This is a genomic window from Sinorhizobium medicae, assembly GCF_007827695.1.
Classification (GTDB): domain Bacteria; phylum Pseudomonadota; class Alphaproteobacteria; order Rhizobiales; family Rhizobiaceae; genus Sinorhizobium; species Sinorhizobium medicae.
Map to the genome: position 1 here is coordinate 1 of NZ_VITA01000048.1, position 10892 is coordinate 10892.

13 protein-coding genes and 1 pseudogene are annotated in these 10892 nt (G+C 58.2%); all 14 read right to left on the minus strand.

Annotated features, from left to right (window positions below; genetic code table 11):
• Nucleotides 1-482: 482 nt before the first annotated feature.
• Nucleotides 483-1103 carry a class I SAM-dependent methyltransferase gene (locus FB009_RS32095; RefSeq protein ID WP_017274615.1) on the minus strand — a complete coding sequence of 207 codons (621 nt, stop codon included), beginning with the start codon at nucleotides 1101-1103 and terminating at the stop codon, nucleotides 483-485.
• Between the two features lie 20 nt (nucleotides 1104-1123).
• Complete coding sequence (gene moeB, locus FB009_RS32100; RefSeq protein ID WP_011970838.1) at nucleotides 1124-2266, minus strand: molybdopterin-synthase adenylyltransferase MoeB; 1143 nt, start codon at nucleotides 2264-2266, stop codon at nucleotides 1124-1126.
• A gap of 4 nt (nucleotides 2267-2270) precedes the next feature.
• On the minus strand, nucleotides 2271-2570 hold the full coding sequence (locus FB009_RS32105) for a MoaD/ThiS family protein (RefSeq protein WP_024312633.1): 300 nt from the start codon (nucleotides 2568-2570) through the stop codon (nucleotides 2271-2273).
• Nucleotides 2571-2586: 16 nt separating this feature from the next.
• Nucleotides 2587-3498 (minus strand): NAD(P)-binding protein, encoded by a 912-nt coding sequence (locus tag FB009_RS33590; RefSeq protein WP_234888316.1) that lies wholly within the window; start codon nucleotides 3496-3498, stop codon nucleotides 2587-2589.
• Nucleotides 3443-4405, minus strand: a complete 963-nt coding sequence (locus FB009_RS32115) for a phytanoyl-CoA dioxygenase family protein (protein ID WP_011970841.1) — start codon at nucleotides 4403-4405, stop codon at nucleotides 3443-3445. Before FB009_RS32115 ends, FB009_RS33590 begins: the two co-directional genes overlap by 56 nt.
• Before the next feature lie 59 nt (nucleotides 4406-4464).
• The gene (locus FB009_RS32120) at nucleotides 4465-5682 is read right to left on the minus strand and encodes a YcaO-like family protein (RefSeq protein WP_081664978.1); all 1218 of its coding nucleotides are present in this window, start codon (nucleotides 5680-5682) and stop codon (nucleotides 4465-4467) included.
• Nucleotides 5679-7049 (minus strand): TfuA-like protein, encoded by a 1371-nt coding sequence (locus tag FB009_RS32125; RefSeq protein ID WP_011970843.1) that lies wholly within the window; start codon nucleotides 7047-7049, stop codon nucleotides 5679-5681. Before FB009_RS32125 ends, FB009_RS32120 begins: the two co-directional genes overlap by 4 nt.
• Nucleotides 7049-8170 carry a YcaO-like family protein gene (locus FB009_RS32130; RefSeq protein ID WP_024325690.1) on the minus strand — a complete coding sequence of 374 codons (1122 nt, stop codon included), beginning with the start codon at nucleotides 8168-8170 and terminating at the stop codon, nucleotides 7049-7051. Before FB009_RS32130 ends, FB009_RS32125 begins: the two co-directional genes overlap by 1 nt.
• 139 nt (nucleotides 8171-8309) lie before the next feature.
• A complete protein-coding gene (locus FB009_RS32135) occupies nucleotides 8310-8543 on the minus strand; it encodes a Nif11-like leader peptide family natural product precursor (RefSeq protein ID WP_011970845.1) in 234 nt (77 codons plus the stop codon).
• A 109-nt stretch (nucleotides 8544-8652) separates the two neighbouring features.
• Nucleotides 8653-9126, minus strand: coding sequence for a Nif11-like leader peptide family natural product precursor (locus FB009_RS33595; protein WP_234888317.1), 474 nt, complete (start codon nucleotides 9124-9126; stop codon nucleotides 8653-8655).
• Between the two features lie 110 nt (nucleotides 9127-9236).
• Nucleotides 9237-9470, minus strand: a complete 234-nt coding sequence (locus tag FB009_RS32145; RefSeq protein WP_011970847.1) for a Nif11-like leader peptide family natural product precursor — start codon at nucleotides 9468-9470, stop codon at nucleotides 9237-9239.
• Between the two features lie 149 nt (nucleotides 9471-9619).
• Entirely contained in the window at nucleotides 9620-9853 is a 234-nt protein-coding gene (locus FB009_RS32150; RefSeq protein WP_011970846.1) for a Nif11-like leader peptide family natural product precursor, read from the minus strand.
• Between the two features lie 149 nt (nucleotides 9854-10002).
• Nucleotides 10003-10146 (minus strand): hypothetical protein, encoded by a 144-nt coding sequence (locus FB009_RS33600; RefSeq protein WP_231234278.1) that lies wholly within the window; start codon nucleotides 10144-10146, stop codon nucleotides 10003-10005.
• Between the two features lie 215 nt (nucleotides 10147-10361).
• Nucleotides 10362-10745, minus strand: a pseudogene (locus tag FB009_RS32160) (transposase); the annotation flags it as partial.
• Nucleotides 10746-10892 lie beyond the last annotated feature (147 nt).

The following is a 10892-nucleotide window of genomic DNA, read 5'->3' on the forward strand; positions in this document are numbered from 1 at the left end:
CGATCTCCAACCATCCCGTTCCACTCCTGTCGATGACGGAGCTTATCTCGCGGTCTCAATCAGCAAAGGCAAGGTGGGCTGTTCGTAGCGCTCACGTACAGCGTGGCCGGGCCGGTGGTGGCAATGTGGCTTGAGTGTGAGCAAGAGTTAATGGACTATCGGAACATGGTGCGCGACGAGGGCGAAATGGCGATGGTCGTCCCTCGTTCCAGACGTGGCGCGAGCGCCAAATCCTCGCTGCGGCGGCGAGTTGGGAACGTCGGCACAGTCGATCAGGCACCCCGTCATTGCTTTCGAACTGAGCGACGGCTGCACCGGGAAATGTTGTCTTGCGGCGTGCCGGCGTGCTCCTCAAGCCATCATCGCGAAATTCTCGCCGAAGCGATGAACCTGTGGGCGAGTATCGCCCTGGTATAACGCTCAGACACAATGCGCGCTCTGCTATGCCCCTGCCGCAGTAACCTTAGGATGCCGTCGATCGATCACGCTTGGGTGGTCGAGGGGTGAGCGACGGTCTTGGTTTCGGGCGCGCGCCAGCACCAGATGGCGGGCCGCAGATCGCCGAAGAATACATCGAAAGCATCCGAAAAGACGGACCGGCCCCAATCGCCGGAATCATACGGCTCGATATAGACATCCGGTATCAAACCAACAGATTGCGCCGCTTCCTCGACCATCCCACGGCTCCGTATCTCATAGCCGAACAGGCTAAGCTTCGGGATCGTGGCATCCTTGGGCACCATATCCACGATAAAAACAGTGCCACCCGGTCGCAGAAGGCGTGAAATCTCCGACCATAGCGCATCCGAAGGCGCATAACCCATTGCGTAACAGCAAATCGCCGCGTCGAATGCACCATCGGGTTCTGGGACTTGCGTTATATTTGCAATGTGTTTTTCGAATGAACTGGCCGCCAGTTTCGTTTCATCCAGATCGACCAGACAGAAACGTAAATCCGGACGCAAAGCCGCCATATGGGCCGCGACCCCGCCGCTGCCAGCGCCGAGGTCCACAATACGTGCACTGTTGGGAAAGTCCGCCCAATGCAGCAATCGGGACACATGGTCCCGGTCGCTTTCACCAAACCGGAAGGCTTGCAGCATCGTAAGAGGGCCGCCCACGCTCACAACCCGGCGCGCATGCGTGGCAGATCCCGGTTGGATTGGCACTGCTCGCAATGGGGGTTCGCGGGGACCTCGAGGTCGTGGAAAGAGCAATCGAGGGCATTGTAGGTCAGCAAACGCCCAATCAGCGGATCGCCGATTCCGAGCAGGATCTTGATCGCTTCCGTTGCCATGATCGTCCCGATGACGCCCGGTAACACGCCAAGCACACCGACCTCGGAGCAGGATGGAGTGAGCGATGCGGGCAGCTTTTCAGGAAAGAGACAGCGATAGCACGGGCCACCGGACGGGCCATTGGGCCAAAATGCGGAAACGTGTCCCTCGAAACGGAAGATCGCGCCATAAATCATGGGAATACTAAGCAGCGTGCTGGCGTCGCTCACGACGTAGCGGGTCGCCAGATTGTCGCTGCCGTCGATCACCAGATCGTAATCGGCCAGTATTTCCAGTGCATTGTTCTCGTTCAACCGTATCTCATGGAGATTGAGAGCTACGTCCGGATTGAACGCCTGAAGAGATTTTGCGGCCGAACTGACCTTCAACTCCCCGATCCGGTCGTCGGTATGGAGGATTTGCCGCTGAAGATTCGACCGTTCGAGCCGGTCGCTGTCAATCAGCCCCAATGTTCCAATGCCTGCTGCCGCAAGATAAAAGGCCAGCGGAGAGCCAAGGCCTCCAGCACCGACCAGAGCCACCTTCTTGGACAGAAGCAGCGCCTGACCCTCAGCCCCCACTTCGGGTATGCTCAAATGGCGCGCGTATCGCTCCTTCTCCGCTGGGCTCAGCTGTCGGTGTTTCTCAACGGGAAGACCGGCTGCCTCCCAGGCTTGAAATCCGCCATCGACCCAATGAACGGAAGAATAGCCGAGGCGGTTGAGATCGTCTGCGGCAAACAGCGCGCGCGTATCGCTGGCGCAGAGTACCATAAGCTCGGTATCGGCATCCGGCGCCACGTTTTCAATCTGCAATTCCAGAAAGGATCGGCTGATGCGTACCGCGCCGACAGGGCTGCCTTTGGCGGTTTCTTCGGCGTCACGAATATCGATCAGTTTGACGCCAGCCTTTTGCTTCCGTCTTGCCTCCTCGACACTGATCCGAGACAAGGATTCCCGTAGACGTGATAGACGTTCCTGCCTGAGCATGCCCTCAACCTCCAGCCAGCGCCAACACGACCGCTATCTCCGCGCCGTTTTCGACGGCTTCATCGCCGCGCGATCCGAGCGGCACGGGCCGTCCGTTGACAAAAATCCGAACAAAGCGATTGATCTCGCCTTTCGAGTCGAACAAATGCTCCTTCAATTGCGCGGATTTGGCGGACATGGCGCCCAGCGCCTCGCGCACGGTTTGGGCCTCAACTGTGATGCGCGATTGACCCCCGACATATGGCCGGATCGAGGGTGGGACAATCACTGTCAGTTGTTGCATGGAATTTCCTTTCTTGCGCATGGGCGAGGACAGTTCATTAGAGGACGGGCTTAGATGTCGCGAAATCGATCAGGCGTGCCGCAAGCCCGTCGGAGGCCGGACCATGCCGCCGCCATGGCGCTTCGTAGAGGGCAAGGTGGCCGCGCAATTTGCGCTGTGGTGTTGCCATCAGCGCTTCCAGGTTTTGCGAGAGAACATCATTTTCGGCGGAAGTGGGCGCGCAGATGTGTAAAGCCAGTTCAGCGAAGGCGCGGGAACAGCCATCCGGCGGTTGGACCGCAATTTCGGCCCCTCTCATGGCCTCCATCAGCAACCGCATGATGTCGATCAGCAAGACCTGTGAGACCTGATCGCGGGTCATCTCACCACGGGAGAGGGCGAGAAGCACAACATAAGATGCCGCCGTTTGCAGGGCGCGACCTGTAAAATGAGCCCGCGTCACCATGCGTACCAGCCTGAAGCCCAATTTCAGCAGAAGGCCAGGGGCATGAGGCTGCGACTTGTTGCAGATCTCCACAGCGCCGCTCGTCACAATGCCAAGTCCGCGCATTGGGCAAATCTCTGCCGAAATCTGCGGAAAGACCATGACGGCGCCTTCTTGCGGTTCTGGATGAGCGCAGAACACAAGGTTTCGCCCATCAGGTTGACCCCATGTTGCCAATGCACCGGCCACTTCGTGCGGCCCGACAGCAAAGAGCGTTATATCCGTCGGGGAAGCATGTGTCGCAGCTTCGGGGCGGTATCGACCGCGTGCCGTGCCTTGCATGGCAACTGGCAGTTCACGCAAGGGCGCTCCACGCATACTGACATGCAGTGGCTTATGCCCGCGCCGTTGCAGCAGGTAGCCGCACGCCATTCCCACTGCACCGGCGCCTATGATGCGGACGGCGAGGCTAGACAAGTGGAACGATCCCATCAGCTGCCCCATCAGGACCAAAATGGGCCGCATCTGCCGCCTCGATGATGCGGATCAAAAGCGCATCCCGATGCTGCCGCATCTCAGGATTTGTCGCGGTCTGGTGGAATGTAAGGCCGTTGAACATGACGCAATCTCCAGCAGCTGCTTCCAGCGACGTAATTTGGGTGCCGGGAAACATGTCGCACAGAATTGGGCAGATGGTTTGGGAACTATCCCCATGCAAAATGGAGAAGTAGGAAACCGGCGCATCGATAACTTCCATACCGGGGCAGGTTCTTCCAACGCCATCCTCCAGCGGAATCCAAAGCGTGATCATGGGTGCATCGTTGAACTTCTGATTGCTGTCCTGATGCCAAAACTGATTATTGGCGTTGCCGTGCGCATCGGGAAGCTGTGCCCGTGGGAAAGTCCGGCGCAAGAGCGTTCGTCTCTTCAGAAGAGCAGGTCTCGCCGAGCACGGCAAAGCCTGTGGGAGAGCCGCAAGCGCAGTTCGGGCTATGGCGACTATGGCTTCTTCCGAGAGAATATGCGGGTTTTCAAACAGGCGGACAGGGCGCATTCCGGGCGTATGCAGCAGATGGTCGCAGTGCCCCGCCAGTTCACGGACCTGTGAGGCATCAAGCACCGCCTCGACACGCATGAAGCAACCCGAGGCGAGCCATTGGCGGCGTCGCGGCGGGGCATCGAGCGGATACTCCGCCTGCATGCCGTTCATCGCCTCCCGCAACCGGTGCAGAGCCGCCTGACCGTTCACCCGGGCGTAGACGCCGCGTTGATTGGCGCTCGGCATTTCCATGTCCCACACGTCTCGATCAATGGAATCGAGCACTTCCAGAAGGGAATAAGCTGGGTTCTGTTCCGCTACGCGCCACATCTCACCAAAGGGCGTGCCGGGATGGCTATTCGGTTGCACGGGTGATGCTGTCTCCAGGGTCATGCGGGTCGTCTCCATTGCGCAGCCTGTTGCGGCGCGCGATTATCGTCATTTCACTAGAGTCAAATCATCTTCGCGCTGACCTTGAGCCCCGGCACGAAGGCCTTCGTCACGGCCAGGTCTAGACCGCGCTTCGTCAGATCGTGGACATAGACCTGACCGTGTCCGGCCTCCTTCAACATTCTCAGCACCATGGAGAGGCTTTCCGGGATCGTACGCCCGCGGGCACGATGTGGCGCCACGGCCAGAAGTTCATCCCAGGTGACGGTCGGGATCTGCCTAAACTTGGCAAATGTCCGCGCCTGCAAGGCCAATCGCGCTTCTGTCTCCGCGCAGGTCAGTTGACGATTGACGTGGTCTATCCCCAGATCCTCCCGCGCCCCGTGAATATAGGTCAGGCGCGACTGGGCAGCTTCGGTCAGGGCGCGAGACGCGGCGATCTGCGGCGATGTATGGCACCCGAAGCCCGCCGAGGTGGCCAGCATGAAACTGGGCTCGCCCGGGCAATGGAACACAGCCCAGAATGTATGGATATCGATGGCGCTCGGAAGAGCGAACATGAAAAGCTCTATTCCGGCCTGCGCCACTTTCTCCGAGAAGTGCCCAAGATGTTCAGGCATCGATTTTGGCTCGATCCGAAGCAACCGTGATGTGGTCATGCCCTCGGGACGACCGAGGAGACGCGCCGTGGAATCGCGTTCGATCAACTCGCAGATGCCGTGAAGCGTTGCTTCTTCCCAGGTGTTGCCGCTCGCCAATCCATTGCTGGTGAAATAATGCACGTAAGGCGCGCGTACATAGATGGTGCTGGCCGGCAGCAGGACTGGCCGAGACTCGATGATCTCGCGTCCCTCGACCCAATCGAGGCGAAGATCATCTGAGTAGTAGAGACCGCCATAGGTATCGGAGGGCCAGAGGCACTCGCTGATGAGCGTTGGCGCATCGACGACCGAATATCCCCGGTTTCGCAGTACCTTCGCGCTTTGAGCCAGATGCCAGGCCGAGGTATCCGGATATTCGGCGTGCTCGACCTCGATCGACTCCATGATTGCGGATACGGATGCGGCGGCCTTCGTCCACCCTTTCCCATTGGACACGGACAAGATCATTCCATTGGGGCGCACGGCATTGTAGGTGGGGATGCCGATTCGATCGAGATGGGTGACGTCGAGAACGCGGCTGATGCCGCAGGTGCGCATCGCTGGCGCAATTCTCCGCAATGTCTCTTCCGGATTATAGGTGCGCTGGGTTCCTTGTGCGTATTCCTCAACAGCATTCATGATGCAGCCCTCAATCCGAGAATGTCGTCAAGTCGATCGGCAAATTGGTGTGCCAGGAGGATTTCGGTTGCCGCGTCAAATGTGTAGCCGAAGTGCTGCAAGCCGGTGCGATAGACCCATTCAAGGTAGTGGAGCGCCGCTTCGGCGGTATCTGCATCTTCATTCTCGTCCGGCAAAATGCCCTTTTCGCGCCCCAGGCGACGAAGCGTATAAACAAGGCGGCCATCCAAATGTGTGATTTCGGCTCCCGCGCCCCATGCCGAGAAACCTGCCTCTGCCAGTTGCCGGTCAATATCGGAGACGAGGCTGCGGCTGGCGGGTGATGAGAGAGATCCGATGACGCCTGCGGTGAAGGCGGCTTCCCGTCCCTCACGTGCAATATCGATTAGCGTCAGGCCGGTTGCCCTGCGGTGAGCGAGGTCAAACCGATTGGGTAACCATTGGGGCAGAATGGGCGCCGGGGTGATTTCGAGGTGAAGTTCCCGAGCCCAGCCATTGATAAGGCGCTGGCAAGCGCGAGCGCGCAGATAGCTACGATAGGAGGGATCTCCCACGGCAACTCGCTCGGTGTACTGCGAGAGCGGCATGGCCTTGCCTTGCCGTTTTGCGCAGATGGCATTCAACCGCTCGTGCGTGAAATACTCGATGCCGATCAGCGTATGCACCGTCTCATAGGCGCGAAGACGGGGAGGCTGCGCGGGGCCAAGGGTCGCGATCCGGCTGGCGGCAAAGCGCAACGCTTCTAAGCAATCCCTTTTTTTTAGATCCTCTCCATGCGTTTCAAGCCATTTTTGCAAGCCAGAAACATCCAGTTCCTTTGCCAGCGGCGAAAGCACGACCTCCATCATTCGGTCCTGGAAACACAGGGCCTTTGCATGGTCCAGAATCCGCGCTTCCTGCTGCTCGTCGATCATACATTCTCTTCGGGCAAGGCGCAGATTCCAACGCAAATTGGCGAGAGGGATGGAAAGAGGCGCGTAAGCTCCCTCGGAACTCTGGTGGAGCAGAGCCACTTCGTCATCGCCATCGATTTCGCCGTCACGAAACCACTGGTAGATCTGCCCGACACCGGTCACGCCCTCGCAGTCCAGTTCGGCCGCCCGAAGGGCACCCATGCTCGTTGCGCCGATTACTTCAATGCCGCAATCCAGGGCGAACAGGAGTTCCTTATGCCAAACAGAATATTGTCCGTAGAACAGACCGTCGAGAAGGACGATCATCCGGTATCCATCATTGATAATACCGTAGATGGAGCCACGAGCCGCGGGCGGAAAGTAATCTGCCTCCGGCAGGATGCTTTTAGCTTCTTCAATCGAGCAGGACGGGCCCAGAAAAACGGCAATCTCATTGTTGGTCTCGACAACCATCACGCGTCCTCCTCAAATGGATTTTCGAATCCGGGGACGGCACATTTGACGACGGCAAATGGACGGTCTGGCGGGGATAGCGTCCAGGCAAAGACATGACGGATGCCGGCGTCCCGCGCCGACGAGAGAAGGTGGTTCAGGGCAGCCGTTGGCGATGCCGGTGCCTGCTCATCCTGATCGGTGAGCGAATAGGCAACGCTCGGGCAGGCGATGAAGCGCCGCCGCAACTGACGTTCGCCCCTCGTAACAGGTTCCCTCAAAAGCTTCAGAACCTCGGCAGAAACCATGACCCCGCCAGGCATGCGCGAAAGAGGAAGCGTCTGGGCTCTGCATGCCTCGCGCGTACACCAGGCCTGCACGGCTTCTGTCATGGCACGAGAAATGGCAATGGTTCGGAAGTGATGAGCGCCCCAGCCATAATAGACCTCGCCACCGGATCCGGTTTTTACAAGCGCACATTGAAGCACAGTGACGCCGAGGAACTGCCCCAGAAGATAGAATTCGGCGTGTAGTCCGAACGCTTCCAGTTCCGTCAGGGCGTTGGAAATGGGCGCTGGAATGTCGCTGAGGAGAAGCTGCTGCACCAGCACCGGGTCGCGGAGGGATTGGGCAGTCAAGTCGCGTTCGATCAGTTCATAGAGGCAATGTAAACTGGCTTCCTCGACCGTGTTTCCGCTGGCCAAGCCGTTGACGGAAACAGACCGCGCCGAGGGGGCAGGCGACAGAAAATGTTCATAGACAGGGCTGTAAACCGGCTCTGCCGACAACAGGTCAACGCCACGGATCATGGGCGCCGCATCCGGCTCCGGCGGCTTTCCGCCCCCGGTATAAAGAAGCGCGGATCGAGGAAGCGCATGCAACGCGATCTCGGGCGGACCTTCAACCGTACTCATCTCGATGGCTTCCATGTATCCCGAGGCAAGTGCCGTCTCGAAGCTAAAGCCTTTCCCGAGATTAAGATGTCCCGAACGCGGATTGCCGCGCACGACCTCTATGAACTTCAGAGTTTCTGCACCCTTTGGCGAATGATCGGCAAATCCGCTGATGTCGTAACGTCCAAGAAGTGGCTGGATCGCGGCAAGCGTATGACTTGCGGATACATTGCGAATCGAAGTTCCCAAACTGTTACAGGCGGTGATTATTCTTGATTCTTGCCTGCGATTTCTAGTGCCGATGGCGGGAGTGGTCACGTCGGTGCCCCTTCATCTGGAGAGGCCAGGTGCGGATTGGCGCACGCACCTGGCCGAACCGTCACACTCATTATTTGACCAGCGCTGCGGCCATGATGGTGCCGGAGGATACCGACTCCAGATCTTCATCCGTCAGATTCGGGCTTCCTGCCGCGATCGCCTTGGCCAGATCGTTGTGGCTGAGGTCGATACCGGCGTCCTTGGCAGCATTCACGATCGCATCCGGGGTGGAGCAGGCCTTCACCGCCGCTGCAAAGGCGCTGTCGGTAGCCAGCTTGCTGCGAAAATCATCAATGGAACTCATTAGACTTTCTCCATCAGTTGCCATCAAATCCTCGGCGGATCTGATGTGGGCGCAAAGTGTCACTTTTGCGGACTTAAAGAAATTCGGGTGAACCACTAAGGGATACTACTTAGGCGCTTCGATCACGCCTGGCCGAACCGTCACACTGATTACTTGACCAGCGCGCTGCGGCCATGATGGTGCCCGAGGATACCGACTCCAGATCTTCATCCGTCAGATTCGGGCTTCCCGCCGCGATCGCCTTGGCCAGATCATTGTGGCTGAGGTCGATACCGGCGTCCTTGGCAGCATTCACGATCGCATCCGGGGTGGAGCAGGCCTTCACCGCCGCTGCAAAGGCGCTGTCGGTAGCCAGCTTGCTGCGAAAATCATCAATGGAACACATTAGACTTTCTCCATCGGTTGCCATCAAATCCTCGGCGGATCTGATGTGGGCGCAAAGTGTCACTTTTGCGGACTTAAAGAAATTCGGGTGAACCACTAAGGGATACCACTTAGGCGCTTCGATCACGCCGAGCAGGTCGGGACCGCTGAACGGCTTCGTCAAAATCATGTTCTCGACATGCGCTTGAAGCGCCGACAAGCTCGTTCACGAGCAGGAGGGCTCGGGCTCCGAGATATTAGAGCAAGCGTGTTCATCTGGAGAGGCCAGGTGCGGCTTGGCGCACGCACCTGGCCGAACCGTCACACTGATTATTTGACCAGCGCTGCGGCCATGATGGTGCCGGATGATACCGACTCCAGATCTTCATCCGTCAGATCCGGGCTTCCCGCCGCGATCGCCTTGGCCAGATCGTTGTGGCTGAGGTCGATACCGGCGTCCTTGGCAGCATTCACGATCGCATCCGGGGTGGAGCAGGCCTTCACCGCCGCTGCAAAGGCGCTGTCGGTAGCCAGCTTGCTGCGAAAATCATCAATGGAACTCATTAGACTTTCTCCATCAGTTGCCATCAAATCCTCGGTGGATCTGATGTGGGCGCTAAGTGTCACTTTTGCGGACTTAAAGAAATTCGGGTGAACCACTAAGGGATACTACTTAGGCGCTTCCATCACGCCTGGCCGAACCGTCACACTGATTACTTGACCAGCGCTGCGGCCATGATGGTGCCCGAGGATACCGACTCCAGATCTTCATCCGTCAGATTCGGGCTTCCCGCCGCGATCGCCTTGGCCAGATCATTGTGGCTGAGGTCGATACCGGCGTCCTTGGCAGCATTCACGATCGCATCCGGGGTGGAGCAGGCCTTCACCGCCGCTGCAAAGGCGCTGTCGGTAGCCAGCTTGCTGCGAAAATCATCAATGGAACACATTAGACTTTCTCCATCGGTTGCCATCAAATCCTCGGCGGATCTGATGTGGGCGCAAAGTGTCACTTTTGCGGACTTAAAGAAATTCGGGTGAACCACTAAGGGATACTACTTAGGCGCTTCGATCACGCCTGGCCGAACCGTCACACTGATTACTTGACCAGCGCTGCGGCCATGATGGTGCCGGAGGATACCGACTCCAGATCTTCATCCGTCAGATTCGGGCTTCCCGCCGCGATCGCCTTGGCCAGATCGTTGTGGCTGAGGTCGATACCGGCGTCCTTGGCAGCATTCACGATCGCACCCGGGTGGAGCAGGCCTTCACCGCCGCTGCAAAGGCGCTGTCGGTAGCCAGCTTGCTGCGAAAATCATCAATGGAACACATTAGACTTTCTCCATCGGTTGCCATCAAATCCTCGGCGGATCTGATGTGGGCGCAAAGTGCCACTTTTGCGGACTTAAAGAAATTCGGGTGAACCACTAAGGGATAATACTTAGTCGCTTCGATCACGGCACGACGGGAGGTGTGATGGTAGGTCGACCGATCAAAGTCGAGTGCACCGCATGCACGCCGGATCGAGATCGTCCAATCGCGGCACATGCCCTCGCTACCTCCCGTTTCCGAGCAGGCCTTAAAGCTTTCGCCGAATGACATCCTGCAGCATCTCGCGGCCCAGCGTCAGGTCCGCAACGATCTTCTTCAACCGCGCATTCTCGTCCTCGAGCTGCTTCAGCTTCCATCTCCGGCGGCAACAGACCGGCATATTTCTTTTTCCAATTGAAGTAGGTCGCCTGGCTGATCCCCGCCTTGCGGCAGATCTCCGCAACCGTCACCCTTCATCACCCTGCTTCAGAATGAACGCTTTCTGCGCGTTCGAAATTGCGATGCCTTCATCGTCTTCCGTCCCTTTCCCAGGAAAAATCACCGGAAAACTCTAACCAAAATCGGTCCAGTTTGAAGGGTTCAGATCATTTTCATTACGCCACTTGGCGCGGTGGGAGCAACCGGCGGAAACGCGTAGCCTTCATCTTGCACAGCGTT

Excerpts from the sequence above, each read along its gene's own strand:
- FB009_RS32095 (WP_017274615.1), bottom strand. The coding sequence starts at position 1,103 with ATGCTGCAAGCCTTCCGGTTTGGTGAAAGCGACCGGGACCATGTGTCC.
- moeB (WP_011970838.1), bottom strand. The coding sequence starts at position 2,266 with ATGCTCAGGCAGGAACGTCTATCACGTCTACGGGAATCCTTGTCTCGG.
- FB009_RS32105 (WP_024312633.1), bottom strand. The coding sequence starts at position 2,570 with ATGCGCAAGAAAGGAAATTCCATGCAACAACTGACAGTGATTGTCCCA.
- FB009_RS33590 (WP_234888316.1), bottom strand. The coding sequence starts at position 3,498 with ATGCGGCCCATTTTGGTCCTGATGGGGCAGCTGATGGGATCGTTCCAC.
- FB009_RS32115 (WP_011970841.1), bottom strand. The coding sequence starts at position 4,405 with ATGACCCTGGAGACAGCATCACCCGTGCAACCGAATAGCCATCCCGGC.
- FB009_RS32120 (WP_081664978.1), bottom strand. The coding sequence starts at position 5,682 with ATGAATGCTGTTGAGGAATACGCACAAGGAACCCAGCGCACCTATAAT.
- FB009_RS32125 (WP_011970843.1), bottom strand. The coding sequence starts at position 7,049 with ATGGTTGTCGAGACCAACAATGAGATTGCCGTTTTTCTGGGCCCGTCC.
- FB009_RS32135 (WP_011970845.1), bottom strand. The coding sequence starts at position 8,543 with ATGAGTTCCATTGATGATTTTCGCAGCAAGCTGGCTACCGACAGCGCC.
- FB009_RS32145 (WP_011970847.1), bottom strand. The coding sequence starts at position 9,470 with ATGAGTTCCATTGATGATTTTCGCAGCAAGCTGGCTACCGACAGCGCC.
- FB009_RS32150 (WP_011970846.1), bottom strand. The coding sequence starts at position 9,853 with ATGTGTTCCATTGATGATTTTCGCAGCAAGCTGGCTACCGACAGCGCC.